Below are 24,220 nucleotides of genomic sequence, written 5' to 3'. Positions count from 1 at the left end.
GCTCATGTCGCGTTGCCGCGCGCGAAGGAGGTCCGCAGCCGGTAGCGGTCGCCCGCGTACCGGATCGCCGAGGAGAGCAGCGGGCGCTGGCTCCGGTCGCGGACGATCTGCCGCATCTCCAGCACGGGCGTGCCCGCGGCGATGGCGAGGTGTCCGGCCAGTACGTCGTCGGCCGGGCGCGCCTCGATCGTCGTGTCGGCCCGGTCGAGCTGGAAGCCGAGCCCCGCGATGGTGTCGTAGAGCGAGTGGTCGGTGAAGTCGACCTCGTCGAAGCCGACGGCGATGTCGGCGGGGACGAAGGACTCGTCCACCGCGATCGGCACGCCGTCGAGCATGCGGACCCGGTCGACGCGGTAGAGCGGGGTGCCCGGCGCGATCTGGAACGCCTCCGCCTCGTCGAAGGTCGAGGTGCCCAGTTCGCGGCGGAGCACCCGCGAGGTCGGCACCAGGCCCATCCGGCGGGCCGTCTCGGTGAACGACTCCAGGGTGTTGGGCCACTCCTTGCGCTCGGGCACGCCGACGTACCAGCCGCGGCCGTGCGCCGGGCGCAGCACGCCCTCCTCGACCAGCGCGGTGAGCGCCTTGCGCAGGGTCACGCGGGAGATGGCGAGCATCTGGCACAGTTCGCGCTCGGGCGGCAGCCGTGAGCCGGGCTCGACCTCGCCCGCGGCGATCCGTTCCTGGAGCGCGGCCTTGGCCTGGAGCCACAGCGGCTCCGGGTAGTGCGTGGTGAGCGCCCGGGGCGCCGTGTGCTGCGTGCTCATGCCGGGACCTGGACCTTCTCCCATGTGCCCGAGCGCATGGAGGCGTAGCAGGCGTCGAGGACGCGGTTGACGACATGGCCGTCCTCGAAGGTCTCCAGCGGGGTCTCGCCGCGGGCGAAGCGGTCCACGAAGTGCCGCATCTCCTGGCTGAAGCCGTAGGCGCGGGCCTCCTCGGGCACCGGGTGGACCCAGCCGGTGTCGGCGTCGGCTTTCTCCACCAGGTAGCCCGCGGGGTTCTCGATGAAGCCCCACACCGGGGTCGCCGAGGTGTCGGTGACCAACCGGCCCGCGCTGCCGACCAGTTCGTGGCGCAGTTGCATGCCGCCCTTCTCGATCCACGAGGACTCGACGGTGGCGAGCTGGCCGCCGGCGAATTTCAGCAGCGCGACGGCGGTGTCCTCGCCGGTGGTGCGGTCGGCGTGGGCGAGGGTGGCGCCCCAGGCGAAGACCTCGGTGACGGGGTTGTCCTTGCCGAAGAAGTGCCGGGCGGACTCCACGGTGTGGCAGCCCATGTCGAGCAGGGCGCCGCCGCCCGCGGTCCGCGCGTCCCAGAAGTGCGGGGCGTGCGGCCCGGAGTGCGCCTCGCGGGCGCGCAGGGTCAGCAGGTCGCCGATGGCGCCCGCGGCGACCATCTCGTGCGCCTTGGCGATGTTCGGCGAGAAGACCGAACTCTCGGCGTAGCCGTGCCAGATCCCGGCCTCGCGGACCACCCGCAGGATCTCGGCGGCCTCGTCGCCGTCGCGGGCCAGCGGCTTGGTGCAGACCACGCCCTTGCCCGCGGCGGCGACCGCCCGTACCGCGTCCAGGTGTGCCTCGTTGGGCACGGCGACCACGACGAGGTCGACGGCCGGGTCCGCGCACAGCGCCGCCATGTCGTCGTAACAGGTCGCGTCCGGCGCCCACTTGGCGGCCAGCGCCTGTGCGCGTGCGAGGTCGCGCGAACAGGCGGCGACGAGCGCCGCGTTCCGTACGTCCTGGAGAGCGTCCGCGTAGGTGTCGCCGATGAATCCGGAACCGATGAGCCCGACGCCGATCACGCGTTCCTCTTCCCTCGTCATTCTCGCCCCATGATAGCAAAGTGGTTTTGCATTGGTCTTATAAAGGTACGTCACGTAAAGACCACGGAGTACCACTGTCCGGTGCGGCGCGCATCACGCCTCCAGCAGGCCGTCGAAGGCCCGGTCCAGGTCCTCGTCGACCACCCGCAGTCCGGGGTGGGCGTCGTAGTGCGCGAGCGCCTCACGCGCGCCCTGCGCGAAGGAGACCTCCGGCGCGAAACCGGGGACCAGCGCCCGCAGCTTGGAGGTGTCGAAGAGCATCGAGTGCCGGAAGTCGTGCTCCAGCACGTCCCGCCACCCCGGCACCAGCTCGGCGATCGACTCGCTCGACCGGTGCCGCAGCACCGGCTCCCGCACCCCGGCCGCGGCGGCCAGCGCGAGATGGATCTGGTCCCAGGTGAGGATCGCGCCGCTGACGACGTTGACGCTCTCGCCGATCGCCTGACCGTTGCCGAGCAGCGGGACGAAGGCGCGCGCGAAGTCCCGTGAGTGCGTCAGGGACCACAGCGAGGTGCCGTCACCGTGCACGACGACCGGCCGGCCCGCCCGCATCCGCTCGATCGCGGTCCAGCCCGCGAGCACCGGGATCACCGTGCGGTCGTAGGTGTGGAAGGGCCGCACGATCGTCAGCGGGAAGCCCGCCTCGCGGTACGCCTCCTCCAGCAGCAGCTCACAGGCGATCTTGTCCCGCGCGTAGCCGAAGTGCGGCTGGCGGCGCGGGCTGGACTCGGTGATCGGCAGCAGCGGCACCGGGCGGCCGAAGACCGAGCAGGTGCTGATGAAGACGTACTGCCCGGCCCTGCCGGCGAACAGCTCCCGGTGGTCGCGCACGTCGTCGGGCGTGAAGCCGACCCAGTTGACGACGGCGTCGAACTCCTCCCCGCCCAGCGCCGACGCGAGCGCGGCGGCGTCCCGGACGTCCGCGCGCAGCGACCGTACGCCCTCGGCCGGCGGCCGGACGGGCGCGGACCGCGTCACGATCGTCACGTCGGCGCCGCGCGCGACGGCCTCGCGGGCCGCCGCGGAACCGATCATCCCGGCGCCGCCGAGGAACAGCACCCTCATGCCCGCTCCTCGGTCGGCGCCGGGACGTGCGAGGCGCCGCGGGAGAGCCCGCGGCCGACCAGGTGGTCGTAGGAGCGGCGCAGCGCCTCGAACGTGTCGATGTGCAGCCGCTCCAGCTCGACGATGTGCCAGCGCAGGCCGGACGGCGTGGTCAGCGTGCGCGCCCAGTCGATCCGCCCCTCGCCGATGGGCACCATCACGTCGTCCTCGTAGCTGACGGCGGGGCCGTCCTTGACGTGCACGAAGCGCGCCCGGTCGCCGAGCCCGGCCAGCACCTCGGCCGGGTCGGCGCCGCCCATCTGCGCCCAGTAGGCGTCGAGTTCGACCAGGACGCGGTCGTCCAGCAGGTCGAGCAGCAGGTCGTACGCCTGCCGCCCGTCGAAGACCTGCGAGAACTCGGCGAAGTGGTTGTGGTACGCGATCCGCATGCCGCGCCCGGCGGCGCGCTCGGCGGCCTCGTTCACCCGCTCCACACCGCGCCTGATCGCGTCCGGCGAGTCGAACTCCTCGCGTTCCATGCTCCAGACCAGCACCTCGGCGCCCAGCTCCTGGTTGGTGTCCAGCAGCGCCTCGGCGTCAGGACCGGCGGGGAACGGGGTGTGCGCGCTGGTCAGCGCGAGCCCGGCGGACGCGACGGCGTCCCTGACCCGGGCGGCCCCGAAGTGCTCCACCAGGCCGTAGGTCTCCACGCCCGCGTAACCGATCCCGGCGATCTCGGCGAGGGTGCCCTCCAGGTCGGCGCGGGCCAGATCGAGCACCGTGTACGTCATCACACCGATCTCGGCGGTCACGCGTCCTCCTCCGTACGGCGGGCCGCCCACAGCAGGGCCTGGCGGACCAGGGCGCGCACCGGCGGCTCGCCCCACGAGCGCATGTCGTGGCCGAGCGCCAGATACACCACGCGGCCTTCCCCGGCCTCGCGGGCGTAGAGCACCGGGATCACCTCGCCGTCCGCGCGGCGGCGCGAGGCGAGGACCGTCACGTCGTCGTCGGCCAGCTCGAACTCGTAGTACTCGTCGAAGAGTTCGAAGTCGGACAGGCCGCGTGTGACCGGGTGGTCCGCGACGATCTCGACGGTGTGGCGGCCCTCGTGGTGACCGGGGCCGTGCGAGAGGTAGCGGTTGCCGAGCAGTTCGAACAGCGGCCGGTCGGCCGGGTCGAGCCCGTCGCCCGCCCAGCCCATGATGTTGGCGCCGTGCACGCCGACCAGGCCCTTGCCCGCGCGTACGGCGTCGGCCAGCGCCTGCTGCTGCTCGGTCGCGAAGTGGCCGCCCGCGGTGTAGAAGAGGTACACGTCCGCCTCGGCGGTCTCCGGCCGCGCGTCGACGAAGCGGCTGGTGCCCATCGCCTTGCGGGTCGCGAACCCGGCCTCGGTGCCGAGCTGTTGGAAGACCTCGGCAGCGCTCAGCAGGTCGTGGTGGATGTCGTCGCCGTTCACGATGACCATGGCTCTCGGGGTCGAGAGGTGTGGCATTGCGTTCCTCACAGATGGCTTGGGGTCGTGCGTCGTGGCGTGGCTCGGCGGCCCCCGCCCGGCCGCGGGAGGCGGGCCGGGCGGGGCGGGGAGGGTCAGACGGGCTTGAGCCGCAGGGCGACGACGGGGTTGGGCACCGGGCTGAAGTACGGATTCTGCGGTGTGGGGAACCCGGTGGCCTTGGCGGTGCTCCAGTTGCCGTAGCTGCCCCAGTAGAACATCGGGATCCACGGCAGGTTCTCGACGAAGATCTCCTCGATCCTGTTGATGATCTGCTGCCGCTGCTCGTCCGTGGTCGCCTTGGGGTACTCGGTGAACAGCGTCGCGGCCTCGGCGTTCTGGAACCGCTCGATGTTCTGGAAGGTCGGCGTCGCCTTGCCGACCGGGTAGTACAGATTCGGGTTGATCGTGTCGTTGTAGTACGAGAAGGCGCGCGGCGCGGAGTTGACCGGGTAGCCCATCGTGGAGTCGAAGTTCCCCTTGGACGTCAGCCCGTTGATGTCGTTGACCGTGGTCGTGTCGACGTTGAGCTTGATGCCGATGTCCTTGAGCTGCGAGACCAGCACCTGCACGCGCGCGGCGATGTCGGTGTACGCGGAGGGGAAGCTGATCGAGAACTCGACGCGCTTGCCGTCCTTGCGGTAGTAGCCGTCGCCGCCCTTGGCGTATCCGGCGTCGGTCAGCGTCCTGTGCGCCTTGTCGACGTCCTGGACGAAGTCGACTCCCTTGTACCGGGGGGCGATCGAGGAGGTGTAGGCGGGCATCGGCAGACCGGTGACGCTCGTCGCGGGCGGCGCGCCGCTGGCCGCGCCGACCTGCTTGCGGTTCACACCGAGGCTGATCGCCCTGCGCACCGCGATGTCGCTGAGCGGCCAGCGCTCCAGGTTGGGGATGATGCCGTCGGTTCCGGCGATCGGCGCCCAGTAGTTGTAGTGCTTGTTCCGGCTGAGATACGTCTTGTCGGCATTGGCGATGTACGTGCCGCCCCAGTCCGCGAGGCCCTGGACGAGCGCGTTGGTCATGCTCTCGTTGTCCTTGTACGCCACGAACCGCAGCGAGCTGATCTCCGCCTTCGGCTGCCAGTAGTCCTCGTTGCGCACCAGCAGGAAGCTCTGCGCGGAGAACGACGACAGTTTGAACGGCCCGGTCCCCACGGGGTTCTTGTCGGTGTACGTCGTCGGGTCCTTGACCTTCGACCACAGGTGCTGGGGGACGATCGGCGCCGACACGATGTTGGTGAAGTGCTGCTCGGAGGGCGCGGGGAAGGCGAAGACGACCTGCGCCGGACCGGGCGCGGTGACCGAACTGAAGTCGATGCCCAGCAGGTTGAGCCCCGGATACCGCTTGAGCATCGAGTACGTGAAGACGACGTCGTCGGCGGAGAACGGGGTGCCGTCCGTCCACTTCACACCGGTCCGGAGCTCCATCGTCAGCGTCTTGTTGCCGTCCGACCAGCGCCAGGACTTGGCGAGCCACGGCAGGTCGCGCCCGATGTCGACGGTGTTGATCTGCACCAGCGGCTCGTAGATGAAGCCGCCCTGGCCCTGCGGGGTGTAGGTGAGGCTCTGCGCGGTGTTGGCCAGGAACGGGTTGAAGACCTGGGTGAGGTTGTCGGACTGGCCCGCCACGGTGAGCGTACCCTTGGCGGAGCCCGAGCCTCCCGCGGTTCCCGAACAGGCCGACAGGGCAAGGGTTCCCGCGCCCGCGAGGGCGCCTGCGAGAAGACCGCGTCTCGTCATTCCTGACGCGATCGACGACTGCGTTGTGGTCACTGTGCGTCTGCTCCTTCGGAGGTGGGGACAGCGGAATCGGGTGTGGGGAGAGCGGGTTCGTCGACAGTGGGGTCGGTGACCGAGGGGTCGGTGCCGGCAGGCCGCGCGGCGGAGGCGGTGACGGCCGCCGCGTTCTCTGCGCGCCGCCCGCGCGCCTGCTCGTCGTCCGCGTACAGCCAGCAGCGGGCGGTGTGGCCGTCGGTCAGGTCGAAGGACGGCGGGATGTCGGTGGCGCAGCGCTCCATCGCGTACGGACAGCGCGGGTGGAAACGGCAGCCGCCCGGCGGGGAGATGAGGCTGGGCGGCTGCCCGATGTCCTTGACCCGCGCGGCGCCGCCCCGCGAGGGATCGGGCGCGGAGGCGATCAGGAGCTGGGTGTACGGGTGCGCCGCCTGCTGCGTGACCGCTTCCGAGGGGCCGGTCTCGATGACCTCGCCCGCGTACATCACGGCGGTGTCGGCCGCGAAGTAGCGCGCGGAGGCGATGTCGTGGGTGACGTACAGCATCGCGACGTTGCGTTCCTCGGTGAGGCGGCGCAGCAGGTTGAGGATGCCGAGGCGGATGGAGACGTCGAGGCTGGAGACCGGTTCGTCGGCGAGGAACACCTCGGGGTCGGCCGCCAGGGCGCGGGCGATGGAGAGCCGCTGGAGCTGGCCGCCGGACAGTTCGTGCGGGTACTTCTCGGTGAACTGCCGTGGCGGCACGAGGTTGATCTGCTGGAGCAGGTCGTCGATGACGGCGGTCTGCTCCTTGCCGCGCTTGCCGGGGTGGTGGATGGCCACCGCGCGCTTGAGGGTGCCCGCGATGGTGGCGACCGGGTTGAAGGACGCGAAGGGGTCCTGGAGGATCAACTGCACCTGGCGGACGTGGTCGCGAAAGGCCCGGCCGCGCGGCGACTTCACGGGGACGCCGTGCAGCCGCACCTCCCCGCCGGTGACCGGGTAGAGCTGGGCGAGCAGCCGGGCCAGCGTCGACTTGCCGGAGCCCGACTCGCCGACCAGCGCGGTGATCCGGCCCGCGTACAGGCTCAGGCTGACGTTCTCCACGGCGTGCACGACCTGCGGGGCCGCGCCGCGGCGCAGGCGTCCGCCGCGTACCGGGAAGTGCTTGGTCACGTTGACCGCTTCGAGCACCGGCCGGGCGCCGTCCGCGGCGCGGCCGTCGCGGGCGGCGGCCCCGGCGTTCTTCTTCGTCACATCGCCGCTCATCGCATCTCACCTGTCACGAGTCGGTCCTGGTTCTGGGCGCCGTCCGCGTGCAGCAGGCAGGCGGCGTGCGAGGTGGCGCCGTCCGGCCCGGTGATCCGCAGGAGCGGCGGTACGTGGCTCCCGCAGGCGTCGAAGGCGAGCGGGCAGCGCGGCTGGAAGGCGCAGCCGCTGGGCAGCCTGCGCAGGTCGGGCGGCGAGCCGACGATGCCGGTCAGCTCCCGCTTGGGGCCGCCGAGGGTCGGGAAGGACGCCAGCAGGCCCCGGCTGTAGGGGTGTTGGGGGCGGCGGTAGAAGTCGTCGGCCGCCGCCGTCTCGACGATCTTGCCGCCGTACATCACGGCGATCGTGTCGGAGAGTTCGATCAGCAGCGACAGGTCGTGGGTGATGAAGACGACCGAGAAGCCGAGCCGGTCCTTCAGCTCCATGATCTTCTCGATGATCTGCCGCTGGATGACGACGTCGAGCGCGGTCGTCGGCTCGTCCATCACGATGATCTCGGGGTCGAGCGCGAGGCCGATCGCGATCATCGCGCGCTGCCGCATGCCGCCGGACAGCTCGTGCGGGTAGGAGCCCGCCCGGTCGGCGGGGATGCCGACGATGCCGAGGAGTTCGACCACCCGGGCGGCCCGTTCCTGCCGGGTCATCCGCGGCCGGTGCGCGACGATGACGTCCTCGATCTGCTCGCCGATCCGCATGATCGGGTTGAGCGCGTGCATGGCCGACTGGAAGACGATCGACAGCTCCTCCCAGCGAAAGCCCCGCAGCTCGGCGTCGCCCATCGCGAGCACGTCCACGGTGTCGCCGTCGGGTTTGGTGTAGACGATCCGGCCCTGGGTGATCTCGGCGGGCGGCTTGTGCAGCCGGGTGATGGCGTACGCGAGGGTGGACTTGCCCGAGCCCGACTCGCCCGCGATGCCGAGGACTTCGCCGCGCCGCAGGGTGAACGACACGTCGCTGACCGCCGGGGTGCGCTCACCGCCGTCACCGACGTACTCCACCCGCAGGTCGCGGACGTCGAGGACGACGTCGGTGCTGTCCGGGGTGAAGGGCGTGACCTCGGTGCGGCGTTCGGCCGGGGTGTGGTTCTTGATCCGGCGGGCGCGCTTGGCGGCGACCTGGCCGCGCTGGGCCTTCTTGGTGCCGATCCCGGCCTGGCGCAGCCGGGGGTTGATGAACTCGTCGATGCCGAAGTTGACCAGCGACAGGGCGGTGCCGAGCAGGGCGATGGCCAGGCCGGCGGGGACGAACCACCACCAGGCGCCGGTCAGCAGCGCGCTGCCGGTCTGGGCCCAGTACAGGATCGTGCCCCACGACCACTGGGTGACGTCGGCGAGGCCGAGGAAGGCCAGGGTCGCCTGGGTGAGGATCGCGAAGTTGACGGTGCCGAGGAAGGACGCGGCGATCACCGCGAGCTGGTTCGGCAGGATGTCCTTGAGGATGATCCGCCAGGTCTTGTCGCCGGTGGCGCGGGCGGCCTCCACGAAGTCGCGTTTGCGCAGCGAGAGCGTCTGCGCCCGCAGCACCCGCGCTCCCCAGGCCCAGCCGGTGAGCGTGATGACCAGGATGATGCCGAGCGAGCCGCTGTGCGGCAGATACGCGGCCAGGATGATCGTCAGCGGCACGCTGGGCAGCACCAGGAACACGTTGGCCAGCAGCGACAGCACTTCGTCGCCGAGGCCGCCGACGTATCCGGCGGTGACGCCGACGATCACCGACAGGAAGGTGGCGAGGACCGCGGCGCCCAGGCCGACGAGCATCGAGGCGCGGGCGCCGTAGAGCATCTGCGACAGGACGTCCTGGCCGTTCTGGGTGGTGCCGAGCCAGTGCGCGGTGGACGGTCCCACGAGGGTGTCGTCGCTGACCGTCGAGGGGTCGTACGGCGAGATCCACGGCGCGACGACGGCCAGGACGACGAAGACCAGCACGACCGCGAGGCCGATGAGGGTCAGCGGTGAGCGCAGCAGGCGCGACCGGAGGCGGGCGGATCCGCCGGCGGGCTCGGCGGCGGTGTCGGCGGTGTCCGCCTCGGCGAGGGCGGCGGCTTGCACGGCCATGGATCAGCTCTCCCTTGTCCTCGGGTCGAGGAACACGTACGCGATGTCGGCGATCAGGTTGGCGATCAGCACCAGCACGGTGATGAGCAGGAAGATCGCGGACATCAGCGGGTAGTCGGCCGCCTGTGCGGCCTTGAACAGCACCGACCCGATGCCGGGGTAGTTGAAGACGACCTCGGTGACGATGGAACCGCCGATCACGAAGCCGAGCGACATGGCGAAGCCGGAGAAGGACGGCAGCATCGCGTTGCGGGCGGCGTAGGTGTACATCACCCGGCGCCTGGGGAGCCCCTTGGCCTCGGCGAGCCGTACGTAGTCCTCGCTGAGCGTGGTGACCATCATGTTGCGCATGCTGATCAGCCAGCCGCCCACGGAGGCGACGGTGATGGTGACGGCGGGCAGGACGGCGTAGTTGATCGCGCTGCCGATGAACCCGGCGTTCAGGCCGATGGTCTGGTCGAGCCCGTAACCGCCGGACAGCGGGAACCACTTGAGGGTGATCGCGAAGACGTACACGATCATGATCGCGAACCAGAAGTACGGGATCGACGACAGGAAGGTGGTGATCGGTATCAGCGAGTCGAGCCAGGTGCCGCGCTTCCAGCCGACGAGCATGCCGAGCGTGGTGCCGATGACGAAGCCGAGCACCGTGCAGATGGTGACCAGGATCAGCGTCCAGTACATGCTCTGCCCGAGCACGGTGCTCACCTGCGACGGGTAGTAGGCGTACGAGGTGCCGAAGTCGCCGGTGAAGATGCTGTGCCAGTAACTGACGTACTGCTCCCACAGGTTCTTGTCGGACTCGCCGAACAGCACCCGCAGGGCCTGGACTGCGGAGGGGCTGAGCTTCCCGTGGAACTGCTGGATCAGGTTGTCCGCGGGGTTTCCCGGCATGACGCGCGGGATGACGAAGTTGAGGCTGATGGCCGCCCACGCCGTGAGCAGGTAGAAACAGATCTTCCGGAAAAGGATGCGCATGGGTCAGTTCCCTCGGGCTTCGAGGCGGCACGCCCAGCGGGCCGCGCGCCGGACGAGAAGGCGCACGGCGGGTTCTCCCCAGCTCCGCATGTCGTGGCCCAACTGGAGGTAGCAGACACGTCCGTTCCCGAATTCGCGGACGTGCAGCAGGGGTTCGGTGCCGCCGGGGGTCGTACGGCGGGCGAGGGTGAGCACGCCGGGCGCGGTCTCGACGTGGTAGTGCTCGTGCGTCAGCTCGAACGGCGGTATTCCGGCGGTCACTTCGTGTGCGCCGTCGAGGGTGACGGTGAACCGGCTCTCGTGGGGCGGTGGCCCGTGCGAGACGTACCGGCTGCCGACCAGGTCGAACAGGTCCGCGTCCACGGTGGTGGAGTGCAGGGCGATCAGTCCGGCGCCGCCGCGGACCGCGCGGGCCAGGCTCGCGCGCTGTGCGTCGGTGAAGCGGCCCAAGGCCGTGTAGAGCACGATGAGTTCGGCGTCGACCGGGCCGTCGAAGCGGCCGGTGCCGACGGCGGTACGGGTGACGAATCCCTCGTCGGTCAGCAGCGTCCGCACTTCGCGGGCGGCGGTGAAGAGGTCTTCGTGGACGTCGTCGCCGCTGAAGACGGCGAGGGCGGTGGGGCTGGCGGTTCTCGGCATCGTCGGGCCGCTCGTTTCAGTAGGTGGAGCGCAGTTCGCCGGTAGGGCTCCAGTAGCCCTGCGCACGCCCGCTGAGCAGGGCGTTGTCCATGCGGTCGAGCGGCAGCGGCACGCGCCGCCGGGACCGGCTGCTCTCGTAGGTCGCGAAGACCAGTTCGGCGCCGCGCAGGCCGTGCTCGGCGTCGAGGGCGGGCTTGCCGCCGGTGCGCAGGCTGTCGACCGCGTCCCGCACCGCCTCGGCCGTGGCGGCCACGATCGCCGGGTCGACGCCGCGGTCCCAGGTGCGGGGGTCGGTGTCGAAGGGTGAGTCGTGGACCAGGTCGTCCTTGCCGAAGCGCTGGATCAGGCAGCGCGCGCCGCGGATGTCGGCGCGCCCGCGGGTGCCCTGGATGATCAGCCCCAGGTTGTTCTGGAGGTTGAGGACCGGGGTGTGCGGTTCGCGTCCGGTGGAGACCACCGCGCGGACGCCGTCGGCCCAGCCGATCTGGGTGACCGACGCGGTCTCGACGAAGGCGCCGTACACATAGCGGTCGAGCGTCACGTCGAGTTGGCCGAAGACCCACTCCGGTGCGGTGTCGCCGCGGTGGAAGAGGATCAGGTCGAGGATGTGGGTGCCCCAGTCGAAGAGGTTCGGGCAGTACCCCTCGATGGTCACGACCTCGCCGATCTCGCCCCCGGCGACGGCTTCGCGGGCGAAGCGCTGCACGGCCTCGAAGCGGCGCTGGAGGTTGTAGGTCAGTTGCGTGCCGGCGTCGGCCGCGACCCGCGTCATCTCCAGGGCCTCGCCGTACGACAGCGCGACCGGCTTCTCGCAGTGCACCGCGCGGACCCCGGCCGCCGCCGCGGCCCGGACGATCTCCGGGTGCAGGGCGGGCGGTGTGCAGACGCTGACGACGTCGGGCCGTTCCAGGACGAGCAGTTCGCGGTAGTCGCGGTACGTCCGCGGTACGCCCAGCTCCCCCGCCAGGTCCTCCGCGGTCCGCTCGTCGACGTCGGCGAGGGCGACGAGCTCGACGCCCGGCACCGCCCTCAGGCCGAGGCCGTGCACCCGGCCCTGCGAACCCGCGCCGATGACTGCCGCGGTGACGGATGCCATCCGCTCTCCTCCCCTGAGTCCCGCCTGAAGTGAGTCCCGCCAGGACCGCTTCCGGGCCTGTCGAGGGCCCGGACAGCGGTCGTTGGGTATGTGCCAAAGCCATACCACTTGCCGCCATCGTAATACGAAAGCCGGTCCTGTCTAGAGGGTGAAGCAGACCAGAATGCCGGGGAAACCGGGCGCACTTCGCACTTTTCAGCCACAGACAGGCACAATTCCGCCGTCACCTCGGCTGGATTCCTACGACACCACTACTGACCACATAGAACCACTTCGCTACGCTGGTCCCCGGTCGTCACCGACCCCGTCACCCCGCTCGGCCCGCCATCCCCGCCCAGCCGTCACACCGCCAGCCGTCACACCACCAGCCGTCACATCACCAGCCGTCCCACCACTCAGGCCAGGAGATCCGTATGAAGATCAGTCAGCTCGTCGGCCCGCGCACCTCGGAGGTCGTCGCGGCCGACGACCCGGTCCCCGGCGCCGACCAGGTGCTGGTCGAGGTGCTGGCCAGCGGGGTCTGCACCTCCGACATCGGGCCGTGGCTCTCGCACGACCCGGCCGCGCCGCCGGTCAGGCTGGGCCACGAGATCGTGGGGCGGGTGGTCGGCACCGGCCGGGACGCGGGCCGCTGGGCGCCGGGCGACCTGGTGACCGGGCTCGGCGGCGAGGGATTCGCGACGCTCGCCGTCATGGACGCGCACGCCGTCCTGCCGGTACCGGCCGGGATCGAACCCGCGCACGCGATCGGCGAACCGGTCGCCGACCTGGAGGAGGCGCTGGCCCGTACGGGCGTACGCGCGGGCGACCGGGTCGCCGTCGTCGGCCTCGGCTTCATGGGCCTCGGCCTGGTCCAGCTCGCCAAGCGGCACGCGCCGGGGCTGCTGGTGGGCGTCGACCCCGACCCGGCCCGCCGCGAGCGCGCCCTGCGGCTCGGCGCCGACCTCGTCTTCGCCCCCGACGACCTCCCGGAGGAGTACCGGAAGGACACCGGACGGGCCACCGACGCGCGGCTCGCCGTGGTCCTGGAGGCGACCGGCACGACGAGCGGGCTCGGCACGGCCGGCAGCCTGGTGCGGCCCTTCGGCACCCTGTGCGTCGTCGGCTACCACCACACCGGCGACGCGATGATGGACATGAACCTCTGGTACAAGGCCGTCACCGTCGTCAACGGCTTCTGCCCGGACCGCACCCGGCTGATGGGCGCCATGCGCGACGCGCTCGCGCTGATCGGCGAACGCCGCTTCAGCTACGCGCCGTTGATCACCCACCGCTTCGGCCTCGAAGGCGTGGACGACGCCTTCCGCGCCATGACGGCGGCCGGTCCCGACTTCGTCAAGGGAGTGCTGGTGCTCTGACCACGCGCACGGCTGAGGTCGGCACACCGGTCCGGCCTCAGCCCGCGGCTCAGCCGTACGAGCGCCCGCGGCTCAGCCGTACGGCCGCCCGCGGCTCAGCCGTGCGAGCGCGCGAAGGACGTACGCAGCCGGTACCGGTCGCCCGCGTACTGGATCGTGGACTCGAACAGCGGCTCCTCGTCGGAGCCGACCGCGATCTGGTGCATGACCAGAAGCGGATCGCCCGAGGCCATGTCGAGCTGTCCCGCGGCGCGGTCGTCGGCCTTGGTCGCCTCGATCGTGCTGTCCGCGCGGACCGGCTCGACCCCGGCGGCGGAAAGAGTCGCGTACAGCGAGCGGTCCGCGAAATCGACGTCCTCGATGCCGGGCACCAGAGCGAGCGGAATTCGCGTCAGGTCCAGCGCTATCGGAACACCGTCGAGCAGCCGTACCCGCTCCAGCCGGAACAGCGGAGTGCCGGGCGCGATACCGAGCCGCTCCGCCTCGTCGATGCTGGCCGGGCTCGCCTGTGCCATTAATACCTTGGAGTGCGGCTTCAACCCCATTCGTGCCGCGGTCTCGCTGAAGGATTCCAGGCTGTTCGGCCATTCCTTCTTCGGCGCCGACTGCGTCACGTACCAGCCACGGCCGTGGGACGCGCTGAGCACGCCCTCCTCCACCAGGTGACCCAGGGCTTTCCTCAGTGTGACCCGGCTGATGCCCAGTTGACGGCAGAGCTCCCGCTCGGGCGCCAGCCGCATTCCCGGCCTCAGCTCGCCCCGGTCGATTTCGCTGCGGATCAAATTCACCGCCTGGATCCACAGGGGTTCTGGATAGCCCGGCAGGATAACGCCCGCGACCTCGCGAGAGTCGTTCATACGTGAGGCCCCCATAATGACGCGCTCGCGACCTCCGGCCGCCGACGCCGTAACTGATGAACAGCGACGCTCAGGATAGCTTTCCGCCAGGTGGTCTGACCAGTTCCACGGGTCCCGGCGGCGGGACGGCCGGAACCGGCCGGTGCGAGCGGGTCCGCTCCCGCGCCCCGAATGCTTGAATGCCGGAGTGAATACGACATCGGGCGGCATCGATGTGCTGCGGGTCTTCTGCGGCCCCGACCGGCGGTACGGCAACCCGCTCGGCGTGGTCCGCGACGGCTCGCGCTACCCGGACCGCGCGGCACGGCAGGCCCTGGCCGGTGAACTCGGCTTCAGCGAAACGGTGTTCGTGGACGACCCGGAGCGCGGCGCGGTCGACATCTACACGCCGGGGCTGCGACTGCCCTTCGCCGGGCACCCGTTGGTCGGGGTCGCCTGGCTGCTCGACGTGGAGGTGCTCGAACCCGAGGTCGGGGAGGTCTTCACGCGCGACGACGGGGAGTTCACCTGGATCACCGTCCGCGCGGAGTGGGCGCCGCCGCGCACCCTGCGCGAGTACGCGCTGCCCGCCGAGGTCGACGCGCTGGACGTGCCGGAGCCGGGCGAGTGGGTGTACGCCTGGGCGTGGCAGGACGAGGCCGCCGGCCGGATCAGGGCGCGCGCCTTCCCCGGCCGCGGCGACGGCATCGACGAGGACGAGGCGACGGGCGCCGCCGCGCTGCTGCTCACCCGGCAGCTCGGCCGCGCGCTGCACATCACGCAGGGCCGGGGCTCGCAGATCCTCACCGCGCCCGGTCCTGACGGCACCGTCGAGATCGGCGGCCGGGTGTGTCTGGAGGCGGTCCTTCCCGCGCCGCGGGCCCGCTGAGCCCGGCGCTGAGCCCGGCGCGGAGGCCGTCCGTCGGCGTCACAAGTCGCGCGTTCCCCGTACACCGCCTTGACTGGTGGCGTTCGTGGCGTTCGTCGCCGCCGTGTTCGCGGTGCTCGCCATGTCCGCCTGTCACAGCCGTGTCCGCCGTGTCCGCCGTGGAGGTCGCGTATGGCCGCCGCACCCTCCGGGCCCCCGGGCCGTGAGAAGGGCCGGGCCGACCGCGAGAAGGGCCTGGTCGGCCGTACGGTCGCGGGGGCGGCCGGGCGCGCGGCGCGCTGGAAGGCGCGCGGGCTGCGGCTGCGCCATGCGGCGGAACGCCGCTTCCCCGTCATCACCGAGCTGACCGCCCGCCTGCTGTCGGTGAATCTGCTGGACGCGGGCACCCGGCTGGCCGCCCAGCTCTTCCTGACCGCCGTCCCGCTGCTGTTCGTGGTCGCGGCCTTCGCGCCGAAGACCGTACGCGACCAGCTCGTGAGCACCGCGCGTAACGTCTTCGGCCTCACCGGGGCGTCGGACGAGCAGCTCAGGCAGGTCTACAGCGCGAACGGCGGGGATCTGCGGCAGACCATCGGGGTGATCGGCGTCCTGATGGCGCTGCTGTCCGCCACCGCGTGCAGCCGGGCGATGGCGCGGGTGTGCGAGCGGGCGTGGGGGCTGCCGCGCGCCTCGGTGCGGGTCGCGGTGTGGCGCTGGGTGGTGTGGATCGCCGCGTGGATGGTGGCGCTGGTGCTCCAGGGGCCGCTGCGCGACGGCTTCGGCGTCGGGCTGTGGCTCGGCCTGCCGCTGACCTTCCTCGCGGACGTCCTGGTGTGGTGGTGGACCCAGCGGCTGCTGCTGAGCAAGCGCGTCGCGTGGCTGCCGCTGCTGCCCGGCGCGATCCTCACCGCACTGGCGATGACGGCCCTGTCGGTGACCGCCCGCCTCTACATGCCGACCGCCCTCAACCGCAGCCTGGCCAATTACGGCTCCCTGGGGTCGGTCTTCACGATGCTGTCCTGGCTGATCGCGATCTGCGCGGTGCTGACCTTCACCATCACCGCGGGCGCCGTGCTGGCCTCCGAGCCGCCGCTGGCCTCCCTCCTCGGACCCGCCGGCGGCACGGACCCGCGATCGCGCCGGAATGCCGGTGCGGACCGCGTCATCTAGCGTGGTCAGGGCGGGGGGACGCCTCGCGGCGGGCGCACCGCGGCGGGGGAACGGCGAAAGGTGCCCTCATGCGTCGCTACCCGCCGATCGCGGACCACGGCCTCATCGGAGACCTCCAGACCAGCGCCCTGGTGTCGTCGCGGGGCGTCGTCGACTGGTTCTGCGCGCCGCGCTTCGACTCGCCGAGCGTCTTCGCCTCGCTCCTCGACCACGACCGCGGCGGCTACTTCTCGATCGCGGCCGCGAGCCCTGAGGCGAGGGTCAGGCAGCTCTATCTGCCGGACACCGCGGTGCTCGTCACCCGCTTCATGACCCCCGACGGCGTCGGCGAGGTCATCGACTTCATGCCGGTGGACCGGCCGGAGACCGCCACCGACCGGCACCGGCTGCTGCGCGTCATGCGGGTGGTGCGCGGCACGGTCCGCTTCGCCCTGGAGTGCAGGCCGCGCTTCGACTACGGCCGCTGCGACCACCGGCTGCACGTGAGCGACGACGGCACGGCCAGATTCGGCGCGTCGGGGGCGTGGGCGTACCTCCAGCCGGTCGGCCCGCTGGACCTCGAACGCGACGAGGAGGACGTCCGGGCCGCGGTCACGCTGGAGCAGGGCGAGATGGCCGCCGCGGTGCTGACGGTGTGCGCGGCGCACGGCGAGCCGCCCGAGCCGGTGACGGTGGACGGCCTGCGGGCGGAATTCGACGGGGCGCGGGAGTTCTGGCACGGCTGGATCCGGCAGTGCCGCTACCGGGGCCGCTGGCAGCAGGCGGTGAACCGCTCGGCGATCACCTTGAAGCTGCTCACGTACGCGCCGACCGGCGCTCCGGTCGCCGCCGCCACCATGGGCCTGCCGGAGCAGGTCGGCGGCGAGCGCAACTGGGACTACCGCTATACGTGGGTCAGGGACGCGTCGCTGTCGGTGAACGCGCTGGTCGACCTCGGTTTCACCGCGGAGGCGGACGCCTTCCGCCGCTGGCTCGGCGGGCGGCTGCGCGCGGGCGGCACGGTCACCGGCGAGCCGTTGCAGATCATGTACCGGGTGGACGGCGACCCGCACCTGGCCGAGGAGACGCTGGACCACTTCGAGGGCTACCGCGGCTCCGCGCCCGTCCGGCTCGGCAACGGGGCCGCCGACCAGCTCCAGCTCGACATCTACGGCGAGGCCGTGCACGCCCTGTCCCGGTCGCAGGACATCGCCCAGCTCGCCGGGTGGGAGGGCTGGCGGGCCTTCTCCGGGCTGCTGGACTGGCTGGCCGCGCACTGGGACCGCGCGGACGAGGGCATCTGGGAGACCCGCGGCGGGCGGCAGGACTTCACGTACAGCCGTCTGATGTGCTGGTCGGCCTTCGACCGCGGCATCCGGCTGGCCGCGGAACTCGCCAGGCCCGCCGATCTGGAGACCTGGACGACGGCGCGCGACACGATCATGGAACAGGTCATGGACCGCGGCTGGAGCGAGAAGCGGCACGCCTTCGTGCAGCACTACGGCAGCGAGGTGCTGGACGCGTCGCTGCTGCTGATGCCGGAGGTCGGCTTCGTCGCGCCGAAGGAGCCGCGCTGGCTGTCGACGCTGGACGCGATGGACGAGGAGCTGGTCTCCGACAGCCTCGTCTACCGCTACGACCCGGGCGCGTCCCCCGACGGGCTGCGCGGCGGCGAGGGCACCTTCTCGCTGTGCAGCTTCCTGTACGTCGGCGCGCTCGCCCGCGCCGGGCGCCTGGGCCCGGCCCGTTACGCCTTCGACAAGATGCTCACCTACGCCAACCACGTCGGCCTGTTCGCCGAGGAGATCGGGCCGACGGGTGAGCAACTGGGCAACTTCCCGCAGGCGTTCACGCATCTGTCGCTGATCACGGCGGCGACGGCGCTGGACGAGGAGCTGGACAGGTCCGAGTCCTGACCGCCGGGCCCTGCCGCCGTCAGGGCGTCGTCGGGCCGCCGCCGTGGACGGTGGTGCTCCTGATGTCGCGGCCCTGGATGACCGGGGCGTGGAACACCCCGTCGTTGACGGTGTTGTTGACGACGCTGACCGAGCCACGGCCGGCCGCCGGGGCCAACTCCTCCAGCAGCAGCCGCAGTTCGGCGGCGGCGGCCGGGTCGTCCCGCAGGACGCGGCGCAGCCGGGTGCGCCAGCCCGCCTCGATGTCGGCGGCGGCGTCCGCGTCCCCCGAGTCCCTGGCGGCCGTCAACTCGGCGCGGGAGAGCTGGAGTTCGTCGAGAGCGGCGGTCTCGTCCCCGGCGCGTGCGGCGGCCCCGGTCGTACCGTCGTCGGCTGCCGTACCGTCCTCGGCCGCCGCCCCGGCGCTGCCGCCGCTGCCGCGTGCGAGGAACCGCGCCAGCCGGTCCCGTACCTGTGTCCAGGCGTCGGACGCCATCAGTGTGACCACCTGCGTCGCGCCCGACGCGGCCAGTGCCGCCAACTCCGCGTCCACGGAGCCCCCCTTCGTCCGCCGCCCCGCTCATCCGCGGGGCCGCCGCCACCAGCGTAGGGCGGGCGGGCCCGCCGCGGCAGACGGTCTCCGGCCGCGTACCGGCAGGGGACCGCCCGCGTGATCGCGTACGGGGACGGGGGTCGCCGGGCGGGACCGCGATACGGCAGCATGTGGCCCATGAGCGACTTCCTGGTGATCGGTGAGTGCGTAGCGGACATCGTCCGGACCCCCGGACAGCCCGATGTGCCGCATCCCGGCGGCAGTCCGGCCAACGTGGCGTACGGGCTGGCCCGCCTCGGCCACGCCACCGCGCTCCTCACGCAGCTCGGCGACGACCCCTCGGGCAAGCTCATCACCGACCACCTGCGGTCGGCGGGCGTACACCTGCTCGCGGACGGCCGGCACGACGTCCGCACGCCGACGGCGGTGGTCACGCTCGACGAACAGGGCGCGGCGCGCTACGACTTCGACATCGCGTGGACGCTCGGGCCCGTCGAGCCGCCTACCGCGCTCCGGCACGTCCACATCGGGTCGATCGCCGCCGTGGCGGAGCCGGGCGCGGCCACCACCGTGGACCTCGCCGCGCGGCTGCGCGCGGACGCCACCGTCAGCTACGACCCCAACATCCGGCCGGAGTTGATGGGCACGCACGAGCAGGGTGTCGCCGGAGTCGAGCGGTGCGTGGCGCTGAGCGACCTCGTCAAGGCGAGCGACGAGGATCTGGAGTGGCTGTATCCGGGCGAGCCGGTCGCGGCGGTCGCCGCGCGCTGGCTGGCGGCCGGGCCCGCCGTCGTCTTCGTAACCATGGGCGGGGAGGGCGCCGCCGCCTTCACCCGTGACATCGAGGTGACGGGCGCGCCGGTGCGGACCGAGGTCGCCGACACCGTGGGCGCGGGCGACTCCTTCATGTCCGCGACGCTGGACGCCCTCACCGGCCTCGGCCTCACCGGCGCCGCCGCCCGGCCCGCCCTCGGCGCCCTGGACAAGGCGACCCTCGCCCATGTGCTGCGCCACGCGGGCACCGCCGCCGCGCTCACCGTCTCGCGGCCCGGCGCCAACCCGCCCACGACAAGGGAGTTGCGGGCGGCGCTCGCGTAGGCCACTGGGGCAGCGGAGGTGTGACGCCCAACGGCCGGGGACCCGATTCGCCCCGGATCGGGCAGCCCGTACGGCCCGGCTGGACGGCGTGCCCCCTATCACCGTGACACCGCGCTCTTCTAGCCTCCCCTTGAAGATCGATCAGCCCACCGAGGGGGGACTTGCGTGGACGCGTCCGCGTACCGCATGGTCGTGTGGACCGAGCAGGACTACGTCACGGCCGCCGCGACGGCCGACCGGCTGGTCGCGGAGTGGCTCACCGACGCCAAGGGTTATCCGGTCACGGCGCTGCACGACGGCCGCAACGAGATAGCCGAGCACGTGACGCTCGACCGCGACACCGATTCGGGGCAGCAGGGCGCGCACAGCCGCTGGCGATTGCGGGAGAGCCCGCCGGCATTGCGGGCGACCTGGCAGTCCACGCTCATCGTCCGGACCGACATGGCCGATCCGGGCCGCACCTGGGTGCAGCTCGATGTCGAACACCGGCCGGACTCGGCGGAGATACCGCAGATCCGCGCGTCCAAGCCGCGGCTGGCCGACGCGATACTCGACGCCCTGGACACGCACAGCGGCATCGCCGAGATCCGCGCCCGCGCCAGCTTCATCTACGCCGGTGACGTGAAGGAGGTGGTCGAGGAGCTGACCGACCGGGAGCGGCGGCTGCCCATCGTCGTGGCGAGCGTGCCGTACGGGACCGACGCCGACGAGTGGCTGGAGAAGGTCGTGGACCGCGCCTTCACCCAACTCGTGGGCCGCGCGGTGCTGTACGTGCTGACCCGCGAGGCGCAGGCCGCGTTCAACAAGGCGCTCGAACACCATCCGGTCTTCGGCGGCGGCATCCGTACGTACATGCCGCGCGTCGACCCCGCGTGGGCCGCCGACGGGCAGCGGCACCCGGTGATGTCCCGCGCCACGGTCGAGGCCGATCCGGTACGGGCCGCCACCGTGCTGACCGCGCTGCCGCGCAACCAGGCGGCCCGCATGCCGCTCCCCCAGCCGCTGGCCCGCCTGCACGCCCAGCGCCCGCGGCCCCGGTCCACCGAGCACGGCGACGAGATCGCGCGCCTGCGCGCCGACCACGAGAGCCTGATCGCCCTTCTCGACGAGGCGGCGGAGGCCGAGGCCGCCCGCTACAAGCAGGTCCGCGAGCTCCAGCACGACCTCGCCGACGCCAACTGGCTCGCCGAGGAGTTCTACGCCGAGCGCCGCGCCGCCCAACAGCAGGTCCGCGCGCTCCAGTTACGTCTCCAGCAAGTCGGCGCCTACGAGGCCGCCTTCGCCCCCGTCGAGGAGGACGAGAGCGAGGCGCTGCCCGGCAGCTTCACCGAACTCCACGCCCGGCTGCACCAGTTCCCCACCCTGCTCTTCACCGGGGACGCCAAGGTGATGACCGGTCTCGACGACCGTTCCAAGCCCAACTGGGTCAACGTCTGCTGGGAAGCGCTCCAGGCTCTCGAGGACTTCGCCGCCGCCTCGGTGGCCGGCCGCGCCCGCGGCGACTTCCGCTCCTGGTGCCAGGATCTCCCCTCCGGCTGCCACCCCTTCCCGGCGGGCAAGGTCCTGATGAAGGAGTCCGACACCGTCTGGCGCAACCTCTCCTGGCGCAAGGAGCGCACCCTCCCCGTGCCCCGCGCCGTCGATCCCTCCGGCGCGGTCTACATGGAGGCCCATCTGCGGATCGGTGGCGGCAGCACCATCTCCCCGCGGCTGCACTTCTTCGACGACACCGCCAACACCGGTCTGCTCTACATCGGCCACATCGGACCGCACCTCACCAACACCCGTACCTCATAGCGCCGGCAGGTGGGCTTCGACGCGGGCGACGGCCTGCGGGGTGCCGGTGAAGAGGTGGGCGCGCATGCCCGCGCTCTCGGCGGCGGCGATGTTGGGGGCGTGGTCGTCGATGAACAGGCAGTCCGACGGGCGGACTTCGAGGCGCTCGCAGGTGAGCGCGAAGGCGCGGGGGTCGGGCTTGGAGACGCCGATCTCGTGGGAGTAGACGATCTCGTCGACCAGTGAGTCGAAGCGGTAGCGGGCGGTCTCCCGTTCGCGGGCGCCGACGAAGCTGTTGCTGAGGATGCCGAGGCGGCAGCGGGAGCGCAGGCCGCGGACGTAGTCGATGAGTTCCGTGTTGGGGGCGCCGAGGTATTCGGCCCAGAGGTCGGACATGAAGGACTCGACCTGGCGGGCGTCGAGGCCGAAACGGGCGCCGACCTGGGCGCGTACCTCGGGCTCGGTGATCGCGCCGACCGCGCCGGCCTCCCAGACGTCGTCGAGACGGCGGTCCACGGTGCCCGGCGGGAGGCCGAGGCGCTCGTCCCACCGCTCGATCCAGCCCGTCGGCGGTGTGATCTCCAGGACTCCGCCGATGTCGAGGATGACGCAGCGCTCTGTCGTGGAGGGTCCTGTCGTCTTCATGGAAGGTCCTCTCGTCCGGTTCCGCGGCGTGCGGTACGCCCTGCCCTCACGGTGGGCCCTCACCTTCGGTGAGGGTCAAGGCGGTGACGGGACCCGCGGACCGCCGCCGGGTCCGGGGATCGCGACCAGGCCCGCCGACCGCCGCCGGACCCGCCGTCCGTCTCCAGGCCCGCCGACTGCCGCCGGGTCCGGGGACCGCGACCGCGGTGATTCGCGATAGCTTTCGCAAAAGGCGGACCGGCACGGCGTTACGGCCGCCGGGAGCGCGAGCGCGGGAGACCAGAGGATGGCGGCGGCGGAACCGGGGCACGAAGCCGACGGCGACACAGGCGGCGGCACAGACGGCGACACAGACGCAGGCGCGGGGAGCGGCGCGGGCGGCGGAGGCACGACGACGCTCGCCGAGATCGCGCGGCAGGCGGGGGTGTCGGTCTCCACGGTCTCCAAGGTGCTGCACGACCGCTCGGACGTGGCGTCCAGGACCCGCGCCAAGGTCCAGCGGCTGCTGGAGCAGCACGGGTATCTCGCGCGGCACCGCCCCGCGGCGACGGCGCTGGCGGCGGGCGGCCTGATCGACTTCGTGATCAACGAACTGGCCAGCCCGTGGGCGGGCGAGCTGATCCGGGGCGCGGAGGAGTCGCTGCACGCCGAGGGGCTGGGCATGGTGGTGTCGGCGACGCACGGCCGCAGCCGGCTCACCCGGCAGTGGCTGGACTCGCTCGCCACCCGTCGCACGCGCGGCGCGATCCTGGTGCTGCCGGAGCTGATGCCCGCCCAGCACGAGGAGTTGCGCAGGCTCGGCCTGCCCTTCGCGCTGATCGCCCCGGCCGACGAGCCCGCGCCCGGAGTGCCGTGGGTGGGCGCCACGAACTGGCCGGGCGGGCTGGCCGCGACCCGCCATCTCATCGGGCTCGGCCACCGCAGGATCGCCGTCATCAGCGGGCCGCCGGAGCGGCTGGCCTCACGCGCCCGCGTGGACGGCTACCGCTCGGCGCTCGACGAGGCCGGGCTGCCCTTCGACCCGGCGCTCGTCCGCCACGGCGACTTCACCCACGAGCCCGCGCACCGGCACGCCCTGGACCTGCTGGGGCTGCCCGACCCGCCGACCGCGGTCTTCGCGGGCAACGACCAGCAGGCGCTGAGCACCTACCGCGCCGCCGCCGCGCTCGGGCTGCGCGTCCCGGCCGACCTGAGCGTCGTCGGCTTCGACGACCTGCCCTTCGCCGACTGGGTCACCCCGCGGCTGACCACCGTACGCACCCCGCTCGCCGACATGGCCGCGCTCGCCGCCCGGATGGTGCTCCAGCTCCTCGGCGGGGAGCAGCCCGCGTCGACCAGGGTGGAGGTCGCGGGCGAGCTGGTCGTCCGCGAGAGCAGCGGGCCGCCGCCCGTACGGTGACCAGGCCGCTGGACCAGGGGCGGGTCAGCGCTGGACCAGGGGCGGGTCAGCCCTGGGCGAGGGCCGGGTCCAGCCAGAACAGCTCCCAGTGGTGGCCGTCCAGGTCGAAGAAGCTCCGGGTGTACATCGGGCTCTCGTGCTCGGTGCGCTTGGCCGCCGTGCCGCCCCCGGCCACGGCCGCCTCCGCGATCCGGTCGACCTGCTCCTTGCTGTCCAGGCCCAGCGCCACGATGGCCTCGGTCGTGGTGGCGGTGTCCGCGATCTCCTTCTCGGTGAAGGTCCGGAAGAAGGGCTCGACCAGCAGCATCGCGTAGATGTCGTCGCTGATCACCATGCAGGTCGCGTTGTCGTCGGTGAACTGCGGGTTGAAGGTGAACCCGGCGGCGGTGAAGAAGGCCACGGAGCGGTCGAGGTCCTTCACGGGGAGATTGACGAAGATCTTCGTGGACATGGGTGCCTGCCTTACGTTCCGCTGGTCGGTGTCACGGGAAGGTCGTGCGCTTCACCGGGGTAGACCGGTGCGCGGCGCGGAACT

22 protein-coding genes and 1 pseudogene are annotated in these 24,220 nt (G+C 71.9%); 7 read left to right on the top strand and 16 right to left on the bottom strand.

Features of this window, described 5'->3' with window-relative positions; all coding sequences use genetic code 11:
* Positions 1-2: 2 nt before the first annotated feature.
* The 12 genes and pseudogenes from ACZ4EF_RS19310 to ACZ4EF_RS19255 form a co-directional block, all read right to left on the bottom strand.
* Positions 3-764: a GntR family transcriptional regulator gene (locus tag ACZ4EF_RS19310; RefSeq protein ID WP_355333197.1), complete on the bottom strand. Its 762-nt coding sequence runs from the start codon at positions 762-764 to the stop codon at positions 3-5.
* The gene (locus ACZ4EF_RS19305; protein ID WP_467349228.1) at positions 761-1,822 is read right to left on the bottom strand and encodes a Gfo/Idh/MocA family protein; all 1,062 of its coding nucleotides are present in this window, start codon (positions 1,820-1,822) and stop codon (positions 761-763) included. Before ACZ4EF_RS19305 ends, ACZ4EF_RS19310 begins: the two co-directional genes overlap by 4 nt.
* Before the next feature lie 93 nt (positions 1,823-1,915).
* The gene (locus ACZ4EF_RS19300; RefSeq protein WP_391048361.1) at positions 1,916-2,887 is read right to left on the bottom strand and encodes an NAD-dependent epimerase/dehydratase family protein; all 972 of its coding nucleotides are present in this window, start codon (positions 2,885-2,887) and stop codon (positions 1,916-1,918) included.
* Positions 2,884-3,678 carry a sugar phosphate isomerase/epimerase family protein gene (locus ACZ4EF_RS19295; RefSeq protein WP_355333205.1) on the bottom strand — a complete coding sequence of 265 codons (795 nt, stop codon included), beginning with the start codon at positions 3,676-3,678 and terminating at the stop codon, positions 2,884-2,886. Before ACZ4EF_RS19295 ends, ACZ4EF_RS19300 begins: the two co-directional genes overlap by 4 nt.
* Entirely contained in the window at positions 3,675-4,334 is a 660-nt protein-coding gene (locus tag ACZ4EF_RS19290; RefSeq protein ID WP_366823664.1) for a ThuA domain-containing protein, read from the bottom strand. Before ACZ4EF_RS19290 ends, ACZ4EF_RS19295 begins: the two co-directional genes overlap by 4 nt.
* A gap of 122 nt (positions 4,335-4,456) precedes the next feature.
* Positions 4,457-5,989 carry an ABC transporter substrate-binding protein gene (locus ACZ4EF_RS19285; RefSeq protein WP_467505554.1) on the bottom strand — a complete coding sequence of 511 codons (1,533 nt, stop codon included), beginning with the start codon at positions 5,987-5,989 and terminating at the stop codon, positions 4,457-4,459.
* Between the two features lie 140 nt (positions 5,990-6,129).
* A complete protein-coding gene (locus tag ACZ4EF_RS19280; protein WP_355333211.1) occupies positions 6,130-7,341 on the bottom strand; it encodes an ABC transporter ATP-binding protein in 1,212 nt (403 codons plus the stop codon).
* Positions 7,338-8,345: an ABC transporter ATP-binding protein gene (locus tag ACZ4EF_RS19275; protein ID WP_391048662.1), complete on the bottom strand. Its 1,008-nt coding sequence runs from the start codon at positions 8,343-8,345 to the stop codon at positions 7,338-7,340. Before ACZ4EF_RS19275 ends, ACZ4EF_RS19280 begins: the two co-directional genes overlap by 4 nt.
* Positions 8,346-8,552: 207 nt before the next feature.
* Positions 8,553-9,395 (bottom strand): annotated as a pseudogene (locus ACZ4EF_RS19270) (ABC transporter permease); the annotation flags it as partial.
* Between the two features lie 3 nt (positions 9,396-9,398).
* Complete coding sequence (locus ACZ4EF_RS19265; protein ID WP_355333214.1) at positions 9,399-10,373, bottom strand: ABC transporter permease; 975 nt, start codon at positions 10,371-10,373, stop codon at positions 9,399-9,401.
* Positions 10,374-10,376: 3 nt separating this feature from the next.
* Entirely contained in the window at positions 10,377-11,012 is a 636-nt protein-coding gene (locus ACZ4EF_RS19260) for a ThuA domain-containing protein (RefSeq protein ID WP_401856285.1), read from the bottom strand.
* A gap of 16 nt (positions 11,013-11,028) precedes the next feature.
* Entirely contained in the window at positions 11,029-12,108 is a 1,080-nt protein-coding gene (locus ACZ4EF_RS19255) for a Gfo/Idh/MocA family protein (RefSeq protein ID WP_467505550.1), read from the bottom strand.
* A 413-nt stretch (positions 12,109-12,521) separates the two neighbouring features.
* Between ACZ4EF_RS19255 and ACZ4EF_RS19250 the strand changes: the two genes are divergently transcribed.
* Positions 12,522-13,466 carry a zinc-dependent alcohol dehydrogenase gene (locus ACZ4EF_RS19250; RefSeq protein WP_467505548.1) on the top strand — a complete coding sequence of 315 codons (945 nt, stop codon included), beginning with the start codon at positions 12,522-12,524 and terminating at the stop codon, positions 13,464-13,466.
* A 95-nt stretch (positions 13,467-13,561) separates the two neighbouring features.
* Here the strand turns inward: ACZ4EF_RS19250 and ACZ4EF_RS19245 are convergent, their stop codons facing one another.
* Positions 13,562-14,323, bottom strand: a complete 762-nt coding sequence (locus ACZ4EF_RS19245; RefSeq protein ID WP_355333224.1) for a GntR family transcriptional regulator — start codon at positions 14,321-14,323, stop codon at positions 13,562-13,564.
* A gap of 187 nt (positions 14,324-14,510) precedes the next feature.
* Here ACZ4EF_RS19245 and ACZ4EF_RS19240 point away from each other — a divergent pair, with 187 nt between their 5' ends.
* The 3 genes from ACZ4EF_RS19240 to ACZ4EF_RS19230 all read left to right on the top strand — a co-directional run bounded on the left by ACZ4EF_RS19240 (position 14,511) and on the right by ACZ4EF_RS19230 (position 18,235).
* Positions 14,511-15,191 carry a PhzF family phenazine biosynthesis protein gene (locus ACZ4EF_RS19240; protein WP_391048380.1) on the top strand — a complete coding sequence of 227 codons (681 nt, stop codon included), beginning with the start codon at positions 14,511-14,513 and terminating at the stop codon, positions 15,189-15,191.
* Between the two features lie 171 nt (positions 15,192-15,362).
* Entirely contained in the window at positions 15,363-16,340 is a 978-nt protein-coding gene (locus ACZ4EF_RS19235) for a YhjD/YihY/BrkB family envelope integrity protein (protein ID WP_355333229.1), read from the top strand.
* Positions 16,341-16,408: 68 nt separating this feature from the next.
* Positions 16,409-18,235 carry a glycoside hydrolase family 15 protein gene (locus ACZ4EF_RS19230; protein WP_467505545.1) on the top strand — a complete coding sequence of 609 codons (1,827 nt, stop codon included), beginning with the start codon at positions 16,409-16,411 and terminating at the stop codon, positions 18,233-18,235.
* 19 nt (positions 18,236-18,254) lie between these two features.
* Here ACZ4EF_RS19230 and ACZ4EF_RS19225 read toward each other — a convergent pair whose 3' ends face one another.
* Positions 18,255-18,767 (bottom strand): hypothetical protein, encoded by a 513-nt coding sequence (locus ACZ4EF_RS19225; protein ID WP_401720977.1) that lies wholly within the window; start codon positions 18,765-18,767, stop codon positions 18,255-18,257.
* A 177-nt stretch (positions 18,768-18,944) separates the two neighbouring features.
* On the opposite strand from ACZ4EF_RS19225, the gene ACZ4EF_RS19220 reads away from it, so the two are divergent.
* Both ACZ4EF_RS19220 and ACZ4EF_RS19215 read left to right on the top strand, forming a co-directional pair.
* Positions 18,945-19,865, top strand: a complete 921-nt coding sequence (locus tag ACZ4EF_RS19220; protein WP_467505542.1) for a carbohydrate kinase family protein — start codon at positions 18,945-18,947, stop codon at positions 19,863-19,865.
* 165 nt (positions 19,866-20,030) lie between these two features.
* A complete protein-coding gene (locus ACZ4EF_RS19215; protein WP_391161173.1) occupies positions 20,031-21,662 on the top strand; it encodes a hypothetical protein in 1,632 nt (543 codons plus the stop codon).
* Here ACZ4EF_RS19215 and ACZ4EF_RS19210 read toward each other — a convergent pair.
* Positions 21,657-22,286 carry an HAD family hydrolase gene (locus ACZ4EF_RS19210; RefSeq protein ID WP_467505540.1) on the bottom strand — a complete coding sequence of 210 codons (630 nt, stop codon included), beginning with the start codon at positions 22,284-22,286 and terminating at the stop codon, positions 21,657-21,659. The two genes, ACZ4EF_RS19215 and ACZ4EF_RS19210, sit on opposite strands and share 6 nt — an antisense overlap.
* 286 nt (positions 22,287-22,572) lie before the next feature.
* Here ACZ4EF_RS19210 and ACZ4EF_RS19205 point away from each other — a divergent pair, with 286 nt between their 5' ends.
* On the top strand, positions 22,573-23,685 hold the full coding sequence (locus tag ACZ4EF_RS19205) for a LacI family DNA-binding transcriptional regulator (protein ID WP_467505538.1): 1,113 nt from the start codon (positions 22,573-22,575) through the stop codon (positions 23,683-23,685).
* 46 nt (positions 23,686-23,731) lie between these two features.
* Here ACZ4EF_RS19205 and ACZ4EF_RS19200 read toward each other — a convergent pair whose 3' ends face one another.
* Entirely contained in the window at positions 23,732-24,136 is a 405-nt protein-coding gene (locus ACZ4EF_RS19200; RefSeq protein WP_391048396.1) for a VOC family protein, read from the bottom strand.
* Between the last annotated feature and the right edge of the window lie 84 nt (positions 24,137-24,220).

The organism is Streptomyces sp. NPDC025721 (assembly GCF_055558595.1).
Note: the sequence above shows the minus strand (reverse complement) of the source record. Positions and strands in the feature narration are given on the sequence as shown.

Coding starts and splice junctions, on each gene's coding strand:
- ACZ4EF_RS19245 (WP_355333224.1), bottom strand. CDS start 14,323: ATGAACGACTCTCGCGAGGTCGCGGGCGTTATCCTGCCGGGCTATCCA.
- ACZ4EF_RS19310 (WP_355333197.1), bottom strand. CDS start 764: ATGAGCACGCAGCACACGGCGCCCCGGGCGCTCACCACGCACTACCCG.
- ACZ4EF_RS19205 (WP_467505538.1), top strand. CDS start 22,573: ATGGCGGCGGCGGAACCGGGGCACGAAGCCGACGGCGACACAGGCGGC.
- ACZ4EF_RS19305 (WP_467349228.1), bottom strand. CDS start 1,822: ATGACGAGGGAAGAGGAACGCGTGATCGGCGTCGGGCTCATCGGTTCC.
- ACZ4EF_RS19250 (WP_467505548.1), top strand. CDS start 12,522: ATGAAGATCAGTCAGCTCGTCGGCCCGCGCACCTCGGAGGTCGTCGCG.
- ACZ4EF_RS19255 (WP_467505550.1), bottom strand. CDS start 12,108: ATGGCATCCGTCACCGCGGCAGTCATCGGCGCGGGTTCGCAGGGCCGG.
- ACZ4EF_RS19300 (WP_391048361.1), bottom strand. CDS start 2,887: ATGAGGGTGCTGTTCCTCGGCGGCGCCGGGATGATCGGTTCCGCGGCG.
- ACZ4EF_RS19260 (WP_401856285.1), bottom strand. CDS start 11,012: ATGCCGAGAACCGCCAGCCCCACCGCCCTCGCCGTCTTCAGCGGCGAC.
- ACZ4EF_RS19290 (WP_366823664.1), bottom strand. CDS start 4,334: ATGGTCATCGTGAACGGCGACGACATCCACCACGACCTGCTGAGCGCT.
- ACZ4EF_RS19265 (WP_355333214.1), bottom strand. CDS start 10,373: ATGCGCATCCTTTTCCGGAAGATCTGTTTCTACCTGCTCACGGCGTGG.
- ACZ4EF_RS19210 (WP_467505540.1), bottom strand. CDS start 22,286: ATGAAGACGACAGGACCCTCCACGACAGAGCGCTGCGTCATCCTCGAC.
- ACZ4EF_RS19220 (WP_467505542.1), top strand. CDS start 18,945: ATGAGCGACTTCCTGGTGATCGGTGAGTGCGTAGCGGACATCGTCCGG.
- ACZ4EF_RS19280 (WP_355333211.1), bottom strand. CDS start 7,341: ATGAGCGGCGATGTGACGAAGAAGAACGCCGGGGCCGCCGCCCGCGAC.
- ACZ4EF_RS19235 (WP_355333229.1), top strand. CDS start 15,363: ATGGCCGCCGCACCCTCCGGGCCCCCGGGCCGTGAGAAGGGCCGGGCC.
- ACZ4EF_RS19230 (WP_467505545.1), top strand. CDS start 16,409: ATGCGTCGCTACCCGCCGATCGCGGACCACGGCCTCATCGGAGACCTC.
- ACZ4EF_RS19200 (WP_391048396.1), bottom strand. CDS start 24,136: ATGTCCACGAAGATCTTCGTCAATCTCCCCGTGAAGGACCTCGACCGC.